The following is a 21,537-nucleotide window of genomic DNA, read 5'->3' on the forward strand; positions in this document are numbered from 1 at the left end:
CCGTGGGTGACCTGCGCAAGCCGTTCCTGCTGCTGGCCATGCTCGCCATCGTCCTGGCGATCGGGGTGGAGCTCGGTGCCGGGCTGCTGCTCGGCGGCGCCGACGCCGGCGCGGCCCTCGCCGACACCGCCGGGGCGCTGGACGTGGAGATCGACGACGTGTCAGGGGTCAGCGAACCGTCCGGCCGGGGCACCGGCTACCTGGCGCTGGTCGACGCCGTGGCGGTCTGGAGCACCGGGCTGTTCTGCCTGGGCCTGCTGCTGCCCGAGCGCGTCCAGGGTCGGGTGCAGGGCGTCGCCAGCCTGATCTTCTCGATCATCCTGATCATCGTCGGGCTGGTCGCGCTGGTCGTCGCGTTCGTGGAGCTGTCCATCATGGTGTCGCTGTTCCTGGCCGTCCCGTTCGGCACGCTGGCGTACCTGGCGCTGTGGGGGTTCTTCCCGGTCGGCGAGGCGGCGGTGCTGCTCGGGCTGGTGCTGCTGCTCAAGCTGGTGTGGGCCGGGATGCTGGTGCTGGCCCAGCCGCGTTTCCTGCAGAACAAGGGTCTCGTCCTGCTGATCCTCACCACGCTGCTGTGCACCGTCGTGCTGGAGTTCCTGCACAACCTGGTGCCGGTGATCCTGGTCAGCATCGTCGACGACGTGGCGGCGTTGGTCTTCGCGATCATCGCGATCGTCTGGGGGCTGGTGCTGTTGATCGGCTCGATCCCGGCGATCGTCAAGGCCGTCCGAGTAACCGCAGCCCTACCGACCCGCACCAGCTCCTCGCCCCGTTGATCATGAAGTTGTTGCCACTCCGCCCGGCGTGTCGTGGCAATAACTTCATGGTCAACGAGGGGTGTTCGGGCTCGGAGCCCCGCTCAGCGTGGTCTTGGCACCGACGTGACCAGGGCCGCTGCCGCGTCCCGGTCGAGGGTTCCGTCGGCCACCCACACCTGGTACCGGCCGTGCCTGCTCCCACCGGCCGGCACCACCGCCGGGCGGTCGAACGCGAACGCCACACAGACCCCCGGATACATGCTGGTCCGCACGAACCACCGGTCGCCGCGGCCGAGGCCCGCGAAGACCAGTGTGTACGCCCCGCCACCCGACCCGGCGCCGGTCAGCGCGAGCCACGGCGCCGCGCTGCCGTTGACAGTCTCCTCCCCGGCCGCGTCGGCGGTGAACACCGCCGAATCGCCGTCGGCGGCGGCCCGCCAGAAGAACCCGCCGTAGCCGGCCCCGCCCGGGCGGCCGTTGGTGGCCGGGCTGCCCAACCGGATCTCACGGTGCTCCGGGGCGACGAGGACGGACTCCAGGTCGAGCCGCCAGGCGTCCGGCGCGACCACCGACGCGGCGAGCCACCTCCGCTCGGTCAGCAGCACCCCGCCAGCCCGGTCGCGCCACTCGACATCGTGCGCGTACCGGCCCGCGGACCGTTCGACCTCACCGGTGTGCGCGATGACGCCGTGGTCGTCGCGCCACGTGTAGCCCACGTCGCGGACGTAGGTGCGCCCGCCCCAGAGGTTGCTGCCGTCGACGTCCTGCACCGCGAGGGACGCCCCGAGGTGCCACACGTGGTCGGCGGGGAGCGCGTCGGTGACCACCGTTCCGCCGAGCGTGCGTACCGGGTGCAGGTACGGTCGGGGCCCGTGTCGCGCGTCCAGCGCCGGGTCGAGGATGTACTCGGCCACCTCAGTGGTCCCGACCGTCAACCGAACCGGCTCCCCGCTCACGGCAGCTCCCGACGGCCGGCGACGGCGACCGACACCCGCCGGCGGGCGTTAGGGTCGGCTGGTCTCTGCCGGCCGCCGACGACGGCGACCGACACCGGCCGGCGGACGGTGACGGCGTGCAGGGCGGCCACCGTGTAGCCGGCGAGGATCGGCACCGCGACCGGGGTGACCAGGACGGTGAGCAGCCCGGCCAGCGCGACGACCCCGGTGAGCGCCGCCCAGCGGGTGGGCACGTCGAGGCAGGCGCGGGCGGCGGAGCGGGCCGAGGCCCACCACCGCCCGCCCCCGTTGCCGCCCACCTCGACGACGACCAACCCGCCGTACCCGGCCAGGCCGGCCGCGATCAGCGCCGTCACGAGCAGCGCAGCCGGGCCGCCCGGCACCCGGCCGGTGGCCAGCGCCGCCAGGTCGGCGGCGAGCAGCACGGCGCTGGCGAGCGCGAGCAGGCTCACCGGGACACCGGGCAGCACCGCGCGGCCGAACCGGCGCAGTGTCGTGCGCGCCGACGGCCAACTGCCGGTACGCGTCCAGTCGTGCACCGCCGCGCTGGCCGTGCCCGCCGCCGCGGCGGCGGTGAGCAGGGGAACCGCCGCGAGGGTCAGCAGGATGCCCAGCAACGCCAGGTCGGCGGCGTCGCGGGCGACGTCGCGCCAGTCCCGCCTCCCGCCGGTGTCCACGGGTTCAGCCCTTGATGCCACTGGTGTTGATCCCCTCGACGAGCATCCGCTGGAACGCGACGAAGAACAGGAAGACCGGGAGCAGCGACAGCACCGACATGGCGAACATCGGGCCGACCGCGCTCTGGCTGGTCGAGTCGATGAACAGGGTCAGCGCGACCGGGACGGTGTAGTCCTCCAGTTGGGACAGGAAGACCAGCTGGCGGAAGAAGTCGTTCCAGGTCCAGATGAACGAGAAGATCGCCGTGGTGACCAGCGCCGGGCGGCTCAGCGGCAGGATGATGTGCCGGAAGATGCCGAACGGGCCGGCGCCGTCGATGCGCGCCGCCTCGTCCAGCTCCCGGGGGACGCCCCGCATGAACTGCACCATGAGGAAGACGAAGAACGCCTCGGTGGCCAGGAACTGCGGGATGAGCAGCGGCAGGTACGGCCAGTCGCCGCCGACCAGCCCGAGCGTGCGGAACAGGATGTACTGCGGAACGATCAGCACGTGCTGCGGCAGCAGCAGCGTGCCGATCATGACGGCGAACCACATGCCGCGCAGCCGAAACCGCAGCCGCGCGAAGGCGTACGCGGCCAGCAGGCAGGAGAGCCCGTTGCCGATGACGGTGAGCAGGCTGACCATGGCGCTGTTGAGGAAGAACCGACCGAAGCTGACGTCGAAGTTGGACCACCCGGCGGTGTAGTTGCCCGGGGTGAAACGCTCGGGCAGCAGCCCGACGTTGTTGACGATCTCCTCCTGGGACTTCAGCGAGGTGCCCACCATCCAGATCAGCGGGTAGAGCACCACGGCGACGATCGCCACCAGGATCAGCAGTCGCAGCACTGGCCGTCCGCCGGGTCGTCGGCGCGCGGTCGGCGCTGCGGTCGTCGGGGTCACCGTCACCATCACCGGTCCTCCCCGTCGGAGTAGTGCACCCAGAACCGTCCGGTGCTGAAGAAGATCGCGGTGATGACCGCGATGGCGAGCAGGAACACCCAGGCCATCGCCGAGGCGTAGCCCATGTTGAGGTCGGTGAAGCCGGTGATGTAGAGGTTCAGCGTGTACATCAGGGTGGAGTCGACAGGGCCGCCGGTGCCGTTGCTGAGCACGAACGCGGCGGTGAAGCCCTGGAAGCCGTTGATGGTCTCCAGCACCAGGTTGAAGAAGATGACCGGGGAGAGCATCGGCAGTGTGACGTTGCGGAACTGACGGAACCGGCCGGCCCCGTCGACCGACGCGGCCTCGTACAGCTCGGTGGGCACCTGCTTGAGCCCGGCCAAAAAGATCACCATGGGTGCGCCGAACTGCCAGATGGCCAGCACCATCAGTGTTTCGAGGGCCCAGTCGGGGTCGTTGACCCACGGCTTGCCGGTGATGCCGACGAGGCTCAGCAGCGAGTTGAACGCGCCGTCGCGGTTGAACATGTTGACCCAGACGATGGCCAGCGCGACGCTGCCGCCGAGCAGGGACGGCAGGTAGAACAGCCCGCGGAACAGCCCGACGCCGCGCCAGGCGCGGTTGAGCAGCAGCGCCACGCCGAGCGCCGCGGCCAGCTTCAGCGGTACGGCGATCAGCGCGAAGGTCAGTGTGACCCGCACCGCGTGCCAGTACGACGGGTCGGCGGTGAACATGCGTTCGTAGTTGGCCAGCCCCACCCACTCCACCTCGGAGAAGGGGGTGAGGATGTCGTAGTTGGTGAAGCTCAGGTAGAGCGAGAGCACCATGGGGATTGCCGTGACACCCATCAGGCCGATGAGCCACGGCGACAGGAAGACGTACCCCGCCAGACCTTCGCTGTGCCGGAAGCGTCCGGGCCCACGCCTCTCAGCGTGGGCCCGGTCGGATCCGGGGCCGCGTCGGGTCGGGTCGGGTGCCGTGGTCAACGCCACGAACAGCTCCTCTCCTCGCCTCGCGGCGCGGTCAGGCGATGGCGGACTTGCACGCCTCGATGAACTGGGCGGCGGCCTCGGCGGGGGTGGCCCGGCCGTACTGCGCGTTCTCGGCGGCCTTGATCAGCTCGGACTTCACCTTGCTGTGGCCCTTGATCGGCACCTGCGGTGACTTGCCGAACTTCTGGGTCAGCTCCGCCTCGACGGCGATGGACTGCTTCATGGCCGGGTCGGTGGTGTCGTCGCTGACCACGCGGCGCAGGTCGAGGTTGGACGGCAGACCGCGGTCGGTGCCGAGCAGTTTGACCGCCTCCTGGTCGTTGTTCAGGAAGTTGATCACGTCGACCGCGACGTCCTTGTTCTTGCTGCCCTTGAACACCGACCAGTACATCGAGGCTCGGGCCCACTGCGCGCTCGGATCACCGGGGTAGGCGATCACGCCCAGCTCGTCCTTGGTGTTCTTCTTCAGGTCCGGCATCTGGTTGGCCCAGACCCAGGAGGTCGCCGACTTGCCGGTGACCACCAGCTGCTTGGTGACGTCGCTGGAGTTGCCCTCGTGGATGACGTCGGCGCTCGGGGTGGCCTTGCGGTCCCGGGCGCCCTTCCACAGGTCGAACCACTTGGTCACGTCCTCGGCGGTGAAGCCCAGCTCCTTGCCCTTGTAGAGGTCCTTGCCCTGCTGGCGCAGCCAGACCCAGAACGCCTTGTAGTCGGCGCTCGGGTCCTGCGTGCCGGGCACCTTGGTCTTGGCGGTGACCTGCTCGGCCCAGGCGATGTGCTGCTCCCAGGTCATCCCGGTGGTCGGCTCGGGCAGGTTGTTAGTGGTCAACAGCGTCTTGTTGTAGACCAGGCCCTGGGTGTTCTCCCCGGCGGCCAGACCGGCGAGCTTGCCGTCGACCACGCCGTACTGCCAGAGGCTCTCCGGGAACTTGGACGTGTCCAGTTTTCCGGACTCCTGGTACGAGGTCAGGTCGAGCGTGGTGTTGCGGGCCGCGTACTCGGCGAGGTAGTTGTCGTCGATCTGGAACAGGTCCGGCGGGTTGCCGCCGGCGGTGAGGGTGGCCAGTTTGTCGAAGTAGCCCTGGTTGGCCTGCCAGGTCTTCTCGAAGGTCACGTTCGGGTGCTTCTTGGTGTAGAGGGCCAGGGCGTCCTCGGTCAGCTTGGCCCGGGCGTCGCCACCCCACCAGAAGATGGAGAGCTTGACCGGGGCGTTCGGGTCGGCGGCGCCTCCGTCGTCGTCTCCGCAGGCGGCGGCGCCGAACATCAGCGGTGCGGCGACAGTCACGGCGAGCAGGCCACGCAGCAGGCGCCGCCGAGGCAGCGGGGTACGGTGGGCGCGCCCGACGGGCGCGGCAGTGGTGGGGGGCGTTGCGGGGTGCATGTGCGCTCACTCCTCGGCATTAGGAGGCGACGGCGTCACCGGTGGCCGCAGTCGGGATGCCCGGGTCCGCAGGGCAATGCGGGCCCGGGCCACGTGGTGCGGCCAGGGGACGTGCCGGTCGGGCGTACGGGCCCGGGCCGGTCGAGTCGCGGATGACCAGGTCGGTCTGGAGCATTACCTGTGCGGTGGTACGACGGACGCCGAGCGCCGTGCCGGCACCGGACCCCCGCGCACCGCGCGGTGACTCGATGTCCTGTTGCAGCAGCATGTCGACGGCCGTCCGGCCGGCGGCCCCGGTGGGTGTGGCCACCGTCGTCAGTTTGGGGCGGGTCAGCCGGCTCAGGGTGATGTCGTCGACCCCGACGACGCTCACCTCCTGCGGCACCCGGACCCCGAGCGCGTCCAGCCCCTCGATCAGGCCGATCGCCATCAGGTCGTTGTAGGCGAGCACTGCCGACACCCCACTGCGTCGCACCTGCTCGGCGACGGCGGAACCGCCGACCTCGGTGGGCGCGTTGGGGCCGAGCATGGTCAGCTCCGCGCCGCCGGCTCGGGCGGCCGCGCCGGCGGCACGGCGCATCTCCCGGTTGGTCCACGAGCTGCGCGGGCCACCGAGCAGCGCGATGCTGCGGTGCCCCAGGCCCACCAGGTGCTCGATCGCCGAGCGGGCACCCTGCCCGACGTCCATCAGCACGCAGGGCAGGCCGGTCACCTGGCGGTTCACCACGACCAGCGGCACCTCGCGGCTGAGCTGCTCGATCAGGCTGTTGCTCATCCGAGGGCTGCACAGCAGCACCCCGTCCACCTGCTTGGCCAGCGCGTGGACCAGTTCTTCCTCGGCGGTCGGGTCCTCGTTGGTGTCGGCCACGAAGACGTGATAGTCGCGGTGTCGGGCCTGACTCTCCGCCGCCTTGATCAGCGGCGGGAAGAACGGGTTCGCGATGTCCGCGATGATCAGTCCGATGTTGTGCGTCCGCCCGGTGATCAGTGCCCGGGCGGCACGGTTGGGCCGATAGCCCAGATCTTCCGCGCAGGCCAGCACCCGGACCCGGGTCTCCGGGTTGACCAGGTGTGGAGCGGAGAAGGTGCGGGACACGGTGGAGATGTGCACACCGGACGCGCGGGCGACGTCCCGGATGGTGACTGGCACGGCGGCCCCTTCGTCCGATGTGGTGGCGGTCACGCAGGTGTGGCCCATTAATGCAAACGGTTGCGCCAGTGTCAACGGTCAATGATTACGGCTTCGTTGCACCCACACTCCTCTTGGTCACCTGCCGCCCCTCAAACACTGACAAATGACGCCGATCCCGCCGTCGTCGTTGACGCGAACGGATCGATCGTGATTACTTCATTGCAAACCTTTGCAGGATCACGGGAGGCGACCGCATGTCACCGAGAGCCGCCGGGCGAGTCCGGTACGCCGTCGTGGGCACCGGCGCGCGGGCAGAGATGTTCGTCCGGGCGCTGGTGCTCGACCACGCCGACACCACCGAGCTGGTCGCCTTCGCCGACGTCAACCAGGCCCGGATGGACGCGCACAACCGCTGGCTGGGCGAGCTGGGCCACCGCCCGGTGCCCACGTACCCGGCCGGTGACTTCGCGGCCATGCTGGACAAGGAGCGCGTCGACGTCGTCCTGGTCACCAGCGTGGACGTCACCCACGACGAGTACGTGGTGGCCGCGCTGCGCGCCGGTCGTGAGGTCGTCACCGAGAAGCCGATGACAGTGGACGTGGCCCGCTGCCGGCGGATCCTGGACACGGTCACCGAGACCGGTGGGCGGGTCACTGTCGCCTTCAACTACCGCTACAACCCGCTGCACGAACAGGTTCGCCGGCTGCTCGCCGAGGGCGCGGTCGGCGAGATCGGCTCGGTGCACTTCGAGTGGCTGCTCGACGTCCGCCACGGCGCCGACTACTTCCGCCGCTGGCACCGCGACAAGGCCACCTCCGGGGGGCTGATGGTGCACAAGGCCAGCCACCACTTCGACCTGGTCAACTGGTGGCTGGCCGCCACGCCCGTCGAGGTGTACGCGGCCGGCCGACTCTTCTTCTACGGCGAGGACGGTCGCCGGCACGGCTACGCCCGCGACTACGACCGGGCGCACGGCTCCCCCGCCGCCACCGACGACCCGTTCGCCCTGCGCCTGGACGCGCACCCCCGGCTGCGCGAGTTGTACCTCGACGCCGAGGCCGAGGACGGCTACCAGCGCGACCGCAACGTCTTCGCGCCCGGTGTGAGCATCGAGGACGACATGGCGGTGCTGGCCCGCTACTCCACCGGCGCCACGATGACCTACCACCTCACCGCGTACGCGCCCTGGGAGGGATACCGGGTGATGGTCAACGGCAGCCGGGGCCGACTGGAGCTGGACGTGGCCGAGAACGACTACGTCGACAGGGGCACCGCCGGCGCGGTCAAGGGCGCCGCCCTGCACGGCGCCGAGGCGCCGGCCGAGGGCGGTGGTGCGACGCTTACCCTGCGCCCGTTCTGGGCCCCGCCCCGGCAGATCCCGGTGGAGGGTCGCAGTCGGCACGGGCACGGCGGCGCCGACGCCCGGATGACCGGGGTGCTCCTCGGCGGTCAACCCGACCCGTTGGGCCGCGCCGCGACCGCCGACGACGGCGCGTTGGCACTGCTCACCGGTCTGGCCGCCAACCGGTCCTTCGAGACCGGCCAACCCGTCCGCGTCGCCGATCTGCTCACCCCCCGCTGACACAGGAGACGAGGAGCCCCACTCCGTGCCCACGTTCGACCACACCGACCTGCTCCTGCCGCCCGAGCCGGGCCAGCGCGCGCTGGCCCGGGAGCTGTACGCCCTGGCGGCGGAGCAGCCCATCATCTCGCCGCACGGGCACGTCGACCCGGCCCTGCTCGCCGAGGACCGCCCCTTCCCGGACCCGGCCCAGTTGCTCATCGTGCCCGACCACTACCTGACCCGGATGCTGCTCAGTCAGGGCGTACCCCCGGCGGATCTGGGTGTGCCCACCCGCGACGGCAGCCCGGTGGAGACCGACGGCCGGGTGATCTGGCGACGCTTCGCCGCGCACTGGCACCTGTTCCGGGGCACCCCGTCGCGACTCTGGCTGGAGCAGACCTTCCGCACCGTGTTCGGGGTGCACACCCCGCTTGGCCCGAGCACCGCCGACGCCCTCTACGACGAGATCGCGGCCCGGCTCGCCGAGCCGGACTTCCGGCCCCGGGCGCTGTTCGAGCGGTTCAACATCGAGGTCCTCGCCACCACCGAGTCGCCGCTGGACGATCTCGCGCAGCACGCCAAGCTCGCCGCCGACGGGTGGGGTGGGCCGGGCGGTCGGGTGGTCACCACGTTCCGCCCGGACGACGTAGTGGACATGGAGTTCGAGGGGTGGTCGACGAACGTGGACCGTCTCGGCGACCGGGCCGGTGAGGACACCGGCACGTACGCCGGCTACCTGGCGGCGCTACGGGCCCGACGCGCCGCGTTCATCGCCGCCGGCGCCACCTCCTCCGACCACGGCCACCCCACCGCGCACACCCTGGACCTGACCCCGGCCGAGGCCGAACGGCTCTACGACCGGGGCCGGCGCGGCGAGGCCGACGCCGCCGACGCGGAGGCGTTCCGGGCGCACATGCTCGTGGAGTTCGCCCGGATGTCGCTCGACGACGGCCTGGTCATGCAACTGCACCCCGGCGCGGTGCGCAACCACAACCGGTGGTTGCACGCCCGGCACGGCCGCGACGTCGGCGGCGACATCCCGCAGGCCACCGAGTACGTCCACGCGCTCGCCCCGCTGCTGGAGCGCTACGGCAACGACCCCCGGCTGCGACTGGTGCTCTACACCCTCGACGAGGACACCTTCACCCGCGAGTTGGCGCCCCTCGCGGGCGGATACGCCGCGCTGCTGCTCGGCGCGCCCTGGTGGTTCCTGGACTCCCCTGAGGTGCTGCGCCGGTTCCGGGAGACGGTGACCGAGAGCGCCGGCTTCTACAACACCACCGGGTTCGTCGACGACACCCGGGCGTTCTGTTCCATCCCGGTACGCCACGACGTGGCCCGCCGGGTGGACGCCGGCTTCCTGGCCCGGCTCGTCGCCGAGCACCGGCTGCCGATGGACGAGGCCGCCGAGACCATCGTCGACCTGGCGTACCGGCTGCCCAAGCGGGTCTTCAACTTCGGAGGACAGGCTCAATGACGGTCACCATCACCTCCGTCGAGGTGCACGACGTGCGGTTCCCCACCGCCGCCCGGGGCGACGGCTCCGACGCGATCAACCGGGGTGACTACTCGGCGACGTACGTGGAGCTGGGCACCGACGCCGGCCCGACCGGCGCCGGGTTCACCTTCACCAACGGCCGGGGCAACGAGATCACCTGCGCGGCGGTGCGTGCCCTGGCCCACCACGTCCAGGGCCGCACCATCGAGGAGATCACGGCCGAGCCGGTGGCGTTCTGGCGGTCGCTCAGCGCCGACGTGCAGCTGCGCTGGCTGGGCCCGGAGAAGGGCGTCATCCACATGGCGACCGGCGCGCTGGTCAACGCGGTGTGGGACCTGCGGGCAACCCTGGCCGGCAAGCCGATGTGGCGCTTCCTCGCCGACCTGCCCACCGACGACCTCGTGGCCAGCGTCGACTTCAAGCACATCACCGATGCGCTCACCCCGGACGAGGCAGCCGCCATCCTCGACAAGGGACGCGACGGGCTGGCCGACCGGTTGGCCACCCTCGACCGTGACGGTTTCCCGTCGTACACCACCTCGGTCGGGTGGCTCGGCTACCCGGACGACAAGGTGCGGGCGCTGACCCGGCAGGCGTACGCGGACGGCTGGCGGGCGATGAAGATGAAGGTCGGCGGCCCGCTCGCCGACGATCTGCGGCGGGCCCGGATCATCCGGGAGGAGATCGGCCCGGACGCGCTGTTGATGATGGACGCCAACCAGGTCTGGGACGTCGACGAGGCGATCGCCGCGATGGCGGCGCTGGCCGAGGTGGACCCGTACTGGATCGAGGAGCCCACCCACGCCGACGACATCCTCGGGCATGCCCGGATCGCCCGCGCGGTGACCGAGTTGACCGCTGGCCGGTGCCGGGTGGCCACCGGGGAGGTGGCCGCCAACCGAGTGATCTTCAAACAGTTGCTCCAGGCCGAGGCGATCGGGGTGATGCAGGTCGACGCCTGCCGGGTCGGCGGCGTCAACGAGGTCCTGGCCGAGCTGCTGCTGGCGGCGAAGTTCGGCGTGCCGGTCTGCCCGCACGCCGGCGGCGTGGGCCTCTGTGAGTACGTCCAGCACCTGGCGATCTTCGACTACCTGCGGGTGGGCACCGGTCTGGACGGTCGGATGATCGAATACGTCGACCATCTGCACGAACACTTCGTCGACCCGGTGCGGACCCGCGGTGGTCGCTACCTGCTGCCCGAACGGCCCGGTTACAGCGCCACCATGAAGCCCGCGTCGATCGCCGAGTTCCGCTTCCCGGACGGTCCGGCATGGCGGTGACCGTCGGGGCCTCCCGGCTCGGCATGGGCATGCTGCGCCGCCTGCCCGCCGAGGCCCGCCCGCTGATCCGGCCGGGCACCGTGCCGACCGGCGTCGTACACCTGGGGTTGGGCGCGTTCCACCGGGCCCACCAGGCCGTCTTCACCGAGGCGGCGGTCGGCGCGGCCGGGGGCGACTGGGGCATCGTGGCCGTCGCCCCGCGCAGCAGCGCCGTGGTCGAGGCGATCGCCGCGCAGGACAACCTGTTCAGCGTCAGCGCCCTCTCCGCGGCCGGCAGCTCCACCCGAGTGGTGGGCGCCCTCAGCGGTGTCCGGCACGCGCCCAGCGACCCGGACGCCGTGGTGGCGTTGCTCGCCGACCCGGCCGTCCGCGTGGTGACCCTGACCGTCACCGAGAAGGCGTACCAACTCGACCCGGTGACCGGCCGACTGTCCCCGGATTCGGCGCTCGCCGCGGACCTGGCCGGCGGCGCGTCGCCGACCACGGTGCCGGGGCTGCTGCTGCGCGGGCTGGCCGCCCGGGCCGCCGCGGACGCCGGGCCGGTGGCCCTGGTGAGCTGCGACAACCTGCCGGCCAACGGTCGACGACTGCGCGGCATGCTCGACCAGGCGGTCGGCCGGGCCGGCGGGGTGCCCGCCGGGCTTGTCGACTGGGTGGCCGGCAACGTCACCTGCCCCGGCACCATGGTGGACCGGATCGTGCCGGCCAGCACCCCGGAGACGATCGAGGCGGCCCGGCGGGCGCTCGGCGTGACCGACCTGGCCGCGGTGGCCGCCGAGCCGTACGCGCAGTGGGTGATCGAGGACGACTTCCCCGGCGGTCGGCCCGGCTGGGAGTTCGCCGGGGCGGTGCTCACCGACGACGCCGGCCCGTGGGAGCGGTTGAAGCTGCGCGCCCTCAACGGGGTGCACTCCGCCATCGCGTACCTCGGAGCGTTGGCCGGTCGGGAGACGATCGCCGACGCGCTGGAGATCCCGCACCTGCGTGACGTGCTGCGCCGGCTGATCGCCGAGGACGTGGCGGCCAGCTTCACCCCACCGGACGGGGTGCTGGTGGTCGACTACGGCGAGCAGGCCCTCGCCCGGTTCGGTAACCCGGCGATCCACCACCGCACCCTCCAGGTGGCGATCGACGGCTCCCAGAAGCTCCCGCAGCGCGTCCTGCACACCATCGCCGACCTGCGCGCGACCGGGCGGTCCGCGCGCTGGGGCGCGCTGGTCGTGGCGTCCTGGTTGCGCTTCGCGCTGGGGTACGCCGACGACGGCCGGCCGTTGCCGTTCCAGGACCCACTGGCCGGGCCGATCCGGGCCGCGCTGGACGCCGGGGCGCAGAGCCCGGCGGGCGCTGTCGACGCGGTCTTCGCGTTGCGCGACGTCATCCCGATGGAGGTGGCCGAGGACGACGAGGTCCGCGCCGACGTGATCGCCTGGCTGACCGCGTTGGAGCGGCACGGCGTCGAGGCCACACTGGCCGGTGCCCGGTGACCGGGTCCACCCGGACCGGTCGGCGGTGAGCGGGGCAACCCGGCCGCCCCGGGTGGCGGTGATCGGGGCGAACGGGCACGGTCGCTGGCACCGGCGGGTCATCGCGCCCCTGCACGACGCCGGTCGGTTGCGGTTGGTCGCCCTGGTCGACGTCCGACCGGTGGAGGACGACCCGGCCGCCCCGGTGCCGCCCGGGGTGGCGGTGTTCACCGACCACCGGGCGATGCTCGCCGCCACCCGACCGGAGGTGGTGGTGATCTGCACGCCGCCGCACACCCACCTGGCGATCGCCCGTGACGCCCTGGCCACCGGCGCGGACCTGCTGCTGGAGAAACCGCCGGTGCTGTCGTTGGCCGAGCACGAGGAGCTGACCTGGGCCCTCACCGCCGCCGGTCGGGTGGCCCAGGTCGGTTTCCAGGCGCTCGGCTCGGCGGCCCTCACCGCGCTGACCGACGCGCTGGCCGCCGGCCGGTTGGGCACTGTCACCGGCATCTCCACCATCGCCGCCTGGCAGCGGCCGGACGCCTACTACGCCCGCTCCCCCTGGGCCGGTCGACGAAGTGTGGACGGCCGCCCGGTGCTGGACGGCGCGCTCGTCAACCCGCTCGCGCACGCGGTGATGCAGTGCCTGGCGATCGCCGAGGCGCTCGCCGGGGCGACGCCGTGGCCGGTCGCGATCGAGGTGGAGCGCTATCGGGTCCGGCCGATCGAGGTGGAGGACACCGCAGTGCTGCGGGTCCGGTTCCGCGCCGGGCCGCCGGTGCTGGTGGCGGTGACCCTGGCCGCCGAGGAGTTCGTGGCGGGCGAGGTGGTGGTGACCGGTACGACGGGACAGGCGGTGCTGGAGTACCCGACCGACCGGCTGCGCCTGCCCGGGGACGTGGTGACCCGCCGGGTGCCGGGGCGGCTGGGCCTGCTGGAGAACCTGCTCGCCCACCGGCTCGACCCGTCGGGCGTGCCACTGATCGCACCGCTTGCCCGTACCGCGCCGTTCACCGCGCTGCTGGACGCGTTGCGGCCCGCGCCGGAGCCCCGACTGCTCGACGGCGAGTTGGTGACCACCCTCGGCGAGGGCGGGGAGCGGGTCCGCCACCTGCGTGGCGTCGTCGACGTGTTGCGCCGGGCGGCCGAGCGGGGGGCGCTGCCCAGCGAACTGGGGGTGCCGTGGGCGTCCGGCGCGTACCGCGCCGAGCTGGCCGGATAACGGCAGACACCACGTGGACGGACCTCCACCACATACGAACGGAGTGAGTCGATGCGCAGAATCCTCGGCGGCGCCACAGTCGTCGCCCTTCTCCTCGGCGCCGCGCCGGCCGCCGCCGCTGCCCGTCCGGACGTCCCGTCCGCCGACCGGCTCTCCTGGCTGGCCGACCACCTCGGCCGGCAGACGCTGCCCGAGCGCGACGGTTGGGCGGCCGACGGCCCCGGCACCACCGGCGGCTCGGCGGCCACCCCAGAGCGGACCCGGGTGGTCCACGACCGGGCCGAGCTGGTCGCCGCGCTGGGAGGCGACAACGCCGGCAACGCCGGCAACGCCACCCCGAAGCTCATCTACGTCGACGGCGCCATCGACGGCTTCGAAGGACCCGGTGGCACGCCGCTGAGCTGCGACGACCTGGCCGACCCGGCCTACCGGTTGGACGCCTACCTGGCCGCGTACGACCCGGCGGTGTGGGGACGGGTGCCACCGAGCGGGCCGCTGGAGGAGGCTCGGGTGCGCTCGGTGACCAACCAGACCCGGCAGACTCAGATCAACGTCGGCCCGAACACCACTATCGTCGGGCTGCGCGGCGCTCGACTGACCGGCCTCACCCTCATGATCGACCGGGCGTCGAACGTCATCGTGCGCAATCTGACCCTGGTCGACGCCCGGGACTGCTTCCCCGCCTGGTCGCCGACCGACGGTGACGCCGGCAACTGGAACAGCCAGTACGACCAGATCTCGGTACGCCGCAGCGAGAACGTCTGGGTCGACCACAACACCTTCACCGACGGCGACAACCCGGACAGCGCCCAGCCGGTGTACTTCGGTCGGCCGTACCAGGTGCACGACGGGTCGCTGGACGTCACACACACCGCCAGCCTGGTCACCGCCTCCTGGAACCGCTTCACGGGTCGGGACAAGCTGCTGTTGATCGGCTCGTCCAACACCGTCGGCCCGGACGTGGGCCGGCTGCGGGTCACACTGCACCACAACCTCTTCGACGGCGTCCTGCAACGGCTGCCCCGGGTGCGTTTCGGTCAGGTCGACATCTACAACAACCACTACCGAGTCGGCGGGGAGGACTTCCAGTACGCGCTCGGTGTCGGTGTCCAGTCAGCGATCTACGCGCAGAACAACTTCTTCACACTGGACGCGGCGGTCGACCCGGCGGACCTGCTCTACGACTGGGGCGGCACCGCGGTGACCGAGCGAGGCTCCTGGGTCCGCCAGGGCGGCGGGGCGGCCCGACCGGTCGACCTGCTGGCGGCGTACAACGCGAATCATGACCCCGACCTGGCCGGAGACGCGGGGTGGACGCCCACCCTGCGTCGCGACCCCGTGCTCCCGGCACCGCTGGTCCCCCTCCTGGTGAACCCGCTGGCCGGCGCCGACCGGCTGCCGATCTAACCCGCCGAACGGCTCCGCGATCTTGCACTTCCTGTCCCGACACACAGAACGATCCACTCATATCTACGACCGGAACTGCACGCTCGGGGCGGCGGCGCGCGGCGCGGTCGCGGTCGGGTCGGCGACGTACGGGCTCATCGATCAGGTGAAGATCGGCTATAAGTGACGCATGGAGTTCCCGCCGCACCTGGGCAGCATGCCGATGCACGCGATCACCGAGATCCACGGCGAACCGGGCCTGCTGGAACGTTTCCGGTTGGAGGTCCAGCAGTTCGACGACGCAGCCCGGGCGCGGTTGACCGCCGCGCTCGATCTCGCCGCCGAACTGCACCGCGACGATCGACGCGTGCGCGAGCCGTACCTGAACCACCTGCTGCGGGTGGCGATCAGACTGATGCACCACTACCAGGTGCGGGACGTCGACGTGATCGTCGCCGGTCTGCTGCACGACGCGGTGGAGGACCATCCGGTCGAGCTGGCCGACGGCGACCCGGGCACCGACCCGACCGGGGCCGCGCTGGCGGCGCTGGCCGCGCGGTTCGGGCCACGGGTGGCCACCCTGGTCGCCGCTGTCACCAATCCGGTGTACGACCCCGAGCGGGACCGCAACGCGCAGTACCGGGAGCATCTGGCGGTCAGCCTGGACCGGGAGCCCTGGGCCCGGGTGATCAAGGTGTCGGACTTCACCGACAACGGGGTGGGCGTGATCCACACGGTCGGGCCGAAGGTGATCTCGTCGGCCCGGAAGTACCGGCCGCTGGTGCCGCTGTTCCGGGACCTGATCGGCCGGCCGGACACCCCGTTGTCGCCTGCGGTGAAGCGGCACATCTTCGGCCAGCTGGACCTCGCCGAGGAGCGGTTCAGCGCCATCCTGGACCAGCCCGCCCCGCACTGACCCGGTCCCGGATCACCCGACCGGGTTCCGTGACAAGTTCTCAGATCCACTCGGAACCCTCGGGCCTTACGGTTGGTTTGCGCCAGATGAGAGGAAATGCCCCTCTCGGTTCACTTTTCGGGCGTGTCACCAATCGAGAGGATTCGGACCATGCGCGACCTTTCCCGTCGTGATCTGCTCAGGGCGACGGCCGTCGGCGCCGGAGCGGTCGCCATCCCGAGCGTGATCACCGGCAGTTCGGCCGTCGCGGCCGACGGTCCCGGTTGGCCTTCCGACACGAAGTTCCCGCCAGCGCGGCTGACCGGCCGGATCGTCCGCCCGCAGAGCCCCCACTACGCGGAGGCCAGCCTCGGCTGGGACGAGCTGTTCGTGCACTATCCGCTGGTCATCGTCTTCGCTCAGGAGACCCAGGACGTGGTCAACGCGCTCACCTGGGCGCGGCAGCACAACGTCGCGCTGCGGGTACGCAGTGGCCGGCACAACCTGGAAGGCTGGTCGAACGTCGACAACGGCATCGTGATCGACGTCAGCGAGCTGAAGGACGTCCACATCGACACCGCCACCCGCACGGCGAAGGTCGGCGCGGGGCTCACCCAGTCGGAGGCGGTGACCGCCCTCGGGGAGCACGACCTCGCGGCGACGACGGGCACGGAGGGGACAGTGGGCCTCTCCGGCGCCACCCTCGGCGGCGGTCTCGGTTTCTTCACCCGCTACCTCGGGATGGCCTGCGACAACCTGATCGGCGCGGAGATCGTCGTGGCGGCGGGCGCCGACGGGGCGAAGGTGCTCGAGGTCGACCCGTGGAACTACTCGGACCTGCTCTGGGCGCTGCGCGGAGCGGGCAACGGCAACTTCGGGATCGTCACCTCCCTGACCTACAAGGTCGCTCCGGTCACCAGCGTCGCGTACCTGCAGGTGACCTGGCCCGGTCTCGACGACCTGCACGAGGTCTTCGACACCTGGCAGCGCGTCGCACCCTTCACCGACCCGCGCCTCGGCAGCCAGGTCGAGGTCCACCCGACCGAGATCCTGTTCTTCGCGGTCCTGGCGGACGGATCCGAGGCGGAGGCCAGGGAGCTGCTGGCGCCGATCCTGTCGATCGGCAACCCCACTGTCACCGTGCAGACCGGCAACTGGGGCGACGTCTACGCCGGCTTCCAGACCCCGAGCGAGGACGACCCGGCGAACTGGAAGTTCTTCTCCCAGTTCACCCGCGAGCCGTTTCCGGAGAAGGCGGTCAGCATCGTCCGCGAGTTCATGGAGAAGGCGCCCTCGCCCGACAGTAACTTCTTCACCCAGGCCTTCGGCCGGGGAGCGCAACGACAGGAGCCCTTCGGCGGCTCGGCGTTCCCGCACCGCGACGCGCTCTTCTACTCGGAGCCCGGCGCGGGCTGGGGCAAACGAGGCGAACCCGACAGCGGCGATGCCATCACCCCGATCGCCCAGACCTGGATCGCCGAGTTCAGCCAGGCGCTGCGGCCCTACGTGGACGGCGCCTACGTCAACGTGCCGAACATCGGCATGGCCGAGTGGGAGAAGGCCTACTGGGGGCACAACTTCCCGCGGCTGCGCAAGATCAAGGCGAAGTACGACCCGCACAACGTCTTCCAGTACGAGCAGAGCATCCCGCCCGCGACGCACTGACCCGTGATGACCGGCGGTGCGGGTAGCACCCGCCCGCACCGCCGGGCACCGCCGCCGACGGCGGGCTCGAATCACCTGTCAGGAGGGCACCGCCTCGTCGAGGACGACGCGCAACGGGTGTGGGGCGCTGGTGGCGAGGTCGCCGAGCACGGCGAGCAGCCGACCGTACTGATCGGACGGCTCATCGACGAGCAGTTGACCGGCGTCGGTGATCAGCACCGTGAGCGGACCGGCGTCGAGCTGGTCCCGGAGGACGTCGGAGAGGGCGTCCCAGGTCTCCCCCAGGTACGCCGGCAGGGTCAGTACGGAGGCGAGCGCGGCGAACAACCCGGCCCTGGTCCGTGTCGTCGCTCCGGGCAACACCACAGCGCCGGGCACGTCGAGGCCGCCGTCGTGGCGAACGATCAGCCAATCGGGCACCCGACCCTCGTGCTCGGCGACCATCACGTTCCTCCTGATCTGATCGGTACGACGACCTGCGGCGGGGCCGACCGATTGCGGCCGGCCGGCCCCAGGTCGGTCAGAGCCGGTAGAAGTCGGTGTAGTGGTTGGGCGAGAACCAGGTGACCCCGGTGCTGCGGTTCACCACGATCCGGTACGCGTCCCGGGCGGCGCCCTGGGTGCGCGGGTAGACGTCGTACTCGTGGTAGGTGGCGTTGGTGGGCAGTTGACCCTCGTAGTTGTAGAACCGGCCGCCGGCGAAGTTGGACTTCCCGCCGCTCCAGGAGTACCAGCCTCGGCTGGTCGGGAACCCCTTGGCGGACCAGCCCGAACGGGCGGTGCGGGCGTCCGCGCAGCGGCTCATGGTGCAGGAGCTGTAGACCGCCGCCGAGGCCGGGTCGGTCAATCGAGGGGAGACCACGGACGGGCCGACCAGCGCGGCGGCGACCATGGCGAGGAGCAGTGCGAGGGTGGTGGTACGCCGGCGGATCGCGCCGAGCGTGGCCAGCGGGGACACGAGGGTGGACACAGGCTGCCTCCAGACCATCCAATCCATCGATCCGCATGATTGTCGGACCGAACCTAGTCTCACCGCTGCCGGTCGACGACAACACCCCTCGGCACCCCAACTGCTCCGCAATGGTGGGTGAACCCCGAATGATCACCAGTCTGGTTGGTGTCGATATGCCGTCTGCTCGGTGACGGCGTGGCGGCAGGCATATCGGGCACCGGTTGTTAGCGTGAAACGCGGATCCGTGACCGTGGAGGGGTGCCATGACGGACGCCCCCGACGGGAGGCCGAGGCCCGCGGACCGGTGGCGGCGCCGGGGTGTACGCGGGTTGACCATCGCCCGCGACGCCGGTGTGCGCGGTTGGCGGTGGTGGGCGCGTAGCTGGGATCGACTGGTCGCCGCGCTTCAGGACGAGGCACCCGTCGGCTCCGCTGCCGCGCCGTCGCCGTCCGGTCCACTCGTCGAACAACGCGACGCACCCCGGCTGATCGCGGTCCCCGCACGCGGGTACGTGTACTCGTTCTACATCCGCGCCACGTTCGCCTGGTCGTCACCGGCGAGCCTGCGGTCCGAGGTGCTGAGCTGGTACGTGCAGTACTTCCAACCGAACGCGATCCAGCGGCTGACCCGGCTGGCCGCCGACGCCGCCCGGGACCTGCCGCCGAACCGGGCAGCGGACCTGGAGGTGGCGTTGCAGCGGGCGCTCGCCGACGATCCCGTTTGGCGCTACCGGCGGGGCGAGGTCGTCATCACCTGCCGACCCGACGCCGCCGTCCGGCTCGACGACCGGATCCTGCCGGCACTCAAGCCGCACATCGACCGGCTGGTCAAGCTGGAGTACCAGTTCGACGAGCAGCTCCGGCAGGCCAGGTACGCCGAGGAGCTGAGCCGTCGGTGGACGGCGATCCTTAACGACCACGTCGATGAGACAGCTGACCAGGACATCACGGACGCCCGTGACCACATGCTCACCGCCCAGCAGGACGCCGCACGCTGGATCAACGAACTCCTCAGCCACCACCCCGACCCGACCCCCTCTGCCTCCGTCCCACCCCAACAGACTCGCTCGGCCCCTGATTCATCCCCTTCATGATCACTCGATGGTGGGTAGTTCGGTGGGGCTGTTGCGGCGTTTCGGGTCAGGTAGCGGGGAGGTAGGCCACTCGGGCGGGTCCCCCCGGAGCAGCGGGCAACAATCGGCAGAGGCACTGTCCGGTACATGTCATTGACAGGGCGTCACGAAGCTGACAAGACTTTGCATTCCCACGCCGCCGATCAGCCACAAGCCGACGGTCGCCCCTCGTGATCCGGTCACTCTGTGCGACCCGCGCTGCCACTACCGCCGCTGCGCTCGCCGATGGGCAGGCCATCGGCCAGCCACCTCAGCGCCCTCGAGCTCCGTCCAGAAGCGATGCGAAGTGCTGCGCCAAGTCCGGTGTGGACAGGTAGAGCAGAAGGGAGTTCTCGTGGAACCTCATCCCCGCGGCGCTGTTCGAGTTCCGCATCGGCGCGTACGGAAGCGGGCGGTGGGCTGATGCTCCGAATCATGTTGTGCGGTGCCCACGACACAGAGCGCTACCGCGAGGACTTCATCCACGTCGCCAACGGCTTTGACGCGGAGGTCTGGCACTACCTGTCCGGAGACATCCTGCACGTCAACCATGCGCAGGCAAGCTGGGAGACCAACTCGCGCGACACCGTGCAGCATGCACATGTGTGCGTGTTCGTCATCGTCGAGGCGTACGGAGAGATCACGTGGAGGACGGAGCTGCGGGAGGCGCTGGTCATCGGGAAGCCGACCCTGGTCTTCTGCCTGGATCGGACCTACCAGGTGTACAAGACTCTCACCAGAGAGGCCGCCGGAATCCTCGACCCGGACAAGCAGAAGCTTGTCGACATCCTCAGCGAGGTGGAGTCAGAGCGACGGCTGACCGTCATCCCGTTCTCGTACGGAGGCTTCAAGGACCGCTTCAAGAGTCAGCTGTCCAGACTGACGGAACTGGCCCTACGCCAGATGGAGGAACGCAACAAGCGGGCTGCGGTGGTCCGGCTGTTCAATGAGCGCACTCGGCTCAGCCGGTCCGAACTACTGGTCGGCGCTGAAATCGCTGTCGACGAGTTCGAGAACAAGATCGCCCGTAAGCAGGCGATCCGCGTGCTCGCCGCGCACCGTGCCGCGGACGAGGAGATCATCATCGCGCTGATGTCCAGCATGGAGCAGGGCGTACAGCGACTCGCGATCGAGCTGCTACCGCAGCTCTACGCACCCCGGCCCGCCGATCCGGACTTCTTCGCGCACTGCATCTCGGTGGCGAACCGGGCCGCTGACGTCGGCGTCGCCAGACGCCTCATCCCGGCGCTGGTCGACATCGATCTGCCCGCCGCCGTTCGCGCGATGGCCACGCTCGAACTTGTCGAGTCCGGTGCCCGCCGCCGGCTGGCCGAAACCCTCGAGACGTACGAGCAGCACATCAGCGATCCCGCGGTGGTCGACGGCGTGTGTTCCCTGCTCACGCGCTGCCTGACGAGCGAGGCGGAATTGGACTGGAAAAATCGCTGCCGCGCGTTCTACGAACGGCTGACCTCGGGTCGGCCCGGCGACCGCGGCCACTCCAGCCACAATGGCGATGGACAGCCGCAATGTCCGGACGACGGCAACCGAGCGGCCGATTGAGCCCACCGAAGCTCCACCGCAATTTCGTCCGAAAGTCGTCGTCGAATTGACAGATCTTGTATAGCGCGTGAATCAGGGGTTGCGGTTTCCCCGTAAGTGGAGTGCACTCACTTTTGCCCCGAACGATGGGCAGAAGGCCGGTGCGACCGAGCAATTA

Annotated in this window: 19 protein-coding genes; 11 read left to right on the plus strand and 8 right to left on the minus strand. The window is 70.6% G+C overall.

Going from position 1 to position 21,537, the window contains the following annotated elements:
- Nucleotides 1-2 precede the first annotated feature (2 nt).
- Nucleotides 3-776 carry a hypothetical protein gene (locus OHB44_RS18315; RefSeq protein ID WP_238686139.1) on the plus strand — a complete coding sequence of 258 codons (774 nt, stop codon included), beginning with the start codon at nt 3-5 and terminating at the stop codon, nt 774-776.
- Between the two features lie 83 nt (nt 777-859).
- Here OHB44_RS18315 and OHB44_RS18320 read toward each other — a convergent pair whose 3' ends face one another.
- From OHB44_RS18320 to OHB44_RS18345, 6 genes are read right to left on the minus strand one after another with little or no spacing between them, the layout of a single operon-like run.
- The gene (locus OHB44_RS18320; RefSeq protein WP_330437667.1) at nt 860-1,714 is read right to left on the minus strand and encodes a PmoA family protein; all 855 of its coding nucleotides are present in this window, start codon (nt 1,712-1,714) and stop codon (nt 860-862) included.
- Nucleotides 1,711-2,391, minus strand: coding sequence for a hypothetical protein (locus OHB44_RS18325; protein WP_266302387.1), 681 nt, complete (start codon nt 2,389-2,391; stop codon nt 1,711-1,713). The genes OHB44_RS18320 and OHB44_RS18325 overlap by 4 nt, the downstream gene beginning before the upstream one ends.
- Nucleotides 2,392-2,395: 4 nt before the next feature.
- Nucleotides 2,396-3,280, minus strand: coding sequence for a carbohydrate ABC transporter permease (locus tag OHB44_RS18330; RefSeq protein WP_238686137.1), 885 nt, complete (start codon nt 3,278-3,280; stop codon nt 2,396-2,398).
- Nucleotides 3,280-4,263 carry a carbohydrate ABC transporter permease gene (locus tag OHB44_RS18335; protein ID WP_238686136.1) on the minus strand — a complete coding sequence of 328 codons (984 nt, stop codon included), beginning with the start codon at nt 4,261-4,263 and terminating at the stop codon, nt 3,280-3,282. The genes OHB44_RS18330 and OHB44_RS18335 overlap by 1 nt, the downstream gene beginning before the upstream one ends.
- 31 nt (nt 4,264-4,294) lie before the next feature.
- Nucleotides 4,295-5,644, minus strand: a complete 1,350-nt coding sequence (locus tag OHB44_RS18340; protein ID WP_238686135.1) for an ABC transporter substrate-binding protein — start codon at nt 5,642-5,644, stop codon at nt 4,295-4,297.
- Nucleotides 5,645-5,663: 19 nt separating this feature from the next.
- Entirely contained in the window at nt 5,664-6,794 is a 1,131-nt protein-coding gene (locus tag OHB44_RS18345; RefSeq protein ID WP_238688794.1) for a LacI family DNA-binding transcriptional regulator, read from the minus strand.
- A 236-nt stretch (nt 6,795-7,030) separates the two neighbouring features.
- Here OHB44_RS18345 and OHB44_RS18350 point away from each other — a divergent pair, with 236 nt between their 5' ends.
- From OHB44_RS18350 to OHB44_RS18385, 8 genes are all read left to right on the plus strand, one after another.
- Nucleotides 7,031-8,359 (plus strand): Gfo/Idh/MocA family protein, encoded by a 1,329-nt coding sequence (locus OHB44_RS18350; RefSeq protein WP_238686133.1) that lies wholly within the window; start codon nt 7,031-7,033, stop codon nt 8,357-8,359.
- A 25-nt stretch (nt 8,360-8,384) separates the two neighbouring features.
- Nucleotides 8,385-9,818 (plus strand): glucuronate isomerase, encoded by a 1,434-nt coding sequence (gene uxaC / locus OHB44_RS18355; RefSeq protein ID WP_330437668.1) that lies wholly within the window; start codon nt 8,385-8,387, stop codon nt 9,816-9,818.
- The gene (locus OHB44_RS18360; RefSeq protein ID WP_330437669.1) at nt 9,815-11,119 is read left to right on the plus strand and encodes an enolase C-terminal domain-like protein; all 1,305 of its coding nucleotides are present in this window, start codon (nt 9,815-9,817) and stop codon (nt 11,117-11,119) included. The genes uxaC and OHB44_RS18360 overlap by 4 nt, the downstream gene beginning before the upstream one ends.
- Nucleotides 11,110-12,603 (plus strand): mannitol dehydrogenase family protein, encoded by a 1,494-nt coding sequence (locus OHB44_RS18365; RefSeq protein ID WP_266302383.1) that lies wholly within the window; start codon nt 11,110-11,112, stop codon nt 12,601-12,603. The genes OHB44_RS18360 and OHB44_RS18365 overlap by 10 nt, the downstream gene beginning before the upstream one ends.
- Nucleotides 12,593-13,807: a Gfo/Idh/MocA family protein gene (locus tag OHB44_RS18370; RefSeq protein WP_330437670.1), complete on the plus strand. Its 1,215-nt coding sequence runs from the start codon at nt 12,593-12,595 to the stop codon at nt 13,805-13,807. The genes OHB44_RS18365 and OHB44_RS18370 overlap by 11 nt, the downstream gene beginning before the upstream one ends.
- Nucleotides 13,808-13,858: 51 nt before the next feature.
- On the plus strand, nt 13,859-15,214 hold the full coding sequence (locus OHB44_RS18375; protein ID WP_330437671.1) for a pectate lyase family protein: 1,356 nt from the start codon (nt 13,859-13,861) through the stop codon (nt 15,212-15,214).
- Nucleotides 15,215-15,383: 169 nt separating this feature from the next.
- Nucleotides 15,384-16,109, plus strand: a complete 726-nt coding sequence (locus OHB44_RS18380) for an HD domain-containing protein (RefSeq protein ID WP_266302380.1) — start codon at nt 15,384-15,386, stop codon at nt 16,107-16,109.
- A 150-nt stretch (nt 16,110-16,259) separates the two neighbouring features.
- The gene (locus OHB44_RS18385; RefSeq protein ID WP_266302379.1) at nt 16,260-17,753 is read left to right on the plus strand and encodes an FAD-binding oxidoreductase; all 1,494 of its coding nucleotides are present in this window, start codon (nt 16,260-16,262) and stop codon (nt 17,751-17,753) included.
- Nucleotides 17,754-17,831: 78 nt separating this feature from the next.
- Here OHB44_RS18385 and OHB44_RS18390 read toward each other — a convergent pair whose 3' ends face one another.
- Together OHB44_RS18390 and OHB44_RS18395 are read right to left on the minus strand one after the other, a co-directional pair.
- Nucleotides 17,832-18,197: a barstar family protein gene (locus tag OHB44_RS18390; RefSeq protein ID WP_330437672.1), complete on the minus strand. Its 366-nt coding sequence runs from the start codon at nt 18,195-18,197 to the stop codon at nt 17,832-17,834.
- Nucleotides 18,198-18,273: 76 nt separating this feature from the next.
- The gene (locus OHB44_RS18395; protein ID WP_372488386.1) at nt 18,274-18,723 is read right to left on the minus strand and encodes a ribonuclease domain-containing protein; all 450 of its coding nucleotides are present in this window, start codon (nt 18,721-18,723) and stop codon (nt 18,274-18,276) included.
- A gap of 245 nt (nt 18,724-18,968) precedes the next feature.
- On the opposite strand from OHB44_RS18395, the gene OHB44_RS18400 reads away from it, so the two are divergent.
- A complete protein-coding gene (locus tag OHB44_RS18400) occupies nt 18,969-19,799 on the plus strand; it encodes a hypothetical protein (protein ID WP_330437673.1) in 831 nt (276 codons plus the stop codon).
- 225 nt (nt 19,800-20,024) lie between these two features.
- On the plus strand, nt 20,025-21,380 hold the full coding sequence (locus tag OHB44_RS18405; RefSeq protein ID WP_330437674.1) for a hypothetical protein: 1,356 nt from the start codon (nt 20,025-20,027) through the stop codon (nt 21,378-21,380).
- Nucleotides 21,381-21,537 lie beyond the last annotated feature (157 nt).

Origin of the sequence: Micromonospora sp. NBC_00821 (genome assembly GCF_036347035.1) — a bacterium.
Lineage (GTDB): Bacteria > Actinomycetota > Actinomycetes > Mycobacteriales > Micromonosporaceae > Micromonospora > Micromonospora hortensis.

Coding starts and splice junctions, on each gene's coding strand:
- OHB44_RS18330 (WP_238686137.1), bottom strand. CDS start 3,280: ATGGTGACGGTGACCCCGACGACCGCAGCGCCGACCGCGCGCCGACGA.
- OHB44_RS18340 (WP_238686135.1), bottom strand. CDS start 5,644: ATGCACCCCGCAACGCCCCCCACCACTGCCGCGCCCGTCGGGCGCGCC.
- OHB44_RS18350 (WP_238686133.1), top strand. CDS start 7,031: ATGTCACCGAGAGCCGCCGGGCGAGTCCGGTACGCCGTCGTGGGCACC.
- OHB44_RS18360 (WP_330437669.1), top strand. CDS start 9,815: ATGACGGTCACCATCACCTCCGTCGAGGTGCACGACGTGCGGTTCCCC.
- OHB44_RS18365 (WP_266302383.1), top strand. CDS start 11,110: ATGGCGGTGACCGTCGGGGCCTCCCGGCTCGGCATGGGCATGCTGCGC.
- OHB44_RS18375 (WP_330437671.1), top strand. CDS start 13,859: ATGCGCAGAATCCTCGGCGGCGCCACAGTCGTCGCCCTTCTCCTCGGC.
- OHB44_RS18380 (WP_266302380.1), top strand. CDS start 15,384: ATGGAGTTCCCGCCGCACCTGGGCAGCATGCCGATGCACGCGATCACC.
- OHB44_RS18385 (WP_266302379.1), top strand. CDS start 16,260: ATGCGCGACCTTTCCCGTCGTGATCTGCTCAGGGCGACGGCCGTCGGC.
- OHB44_RS18390 (WP_330437672.1), bottom strand. CDS start 18,197: ATGGTCGCCGAGCACGAGGGTCGGGTGCCCGATTGGCTGATCGTTCGC.
- OHB44_RS18400 (WP_330437673.1), top strand. CDS start 18,969: ATGACGGACGCCCCCGACGGGAGGCCGAGGCCCGCGGACCGGTGGCGG.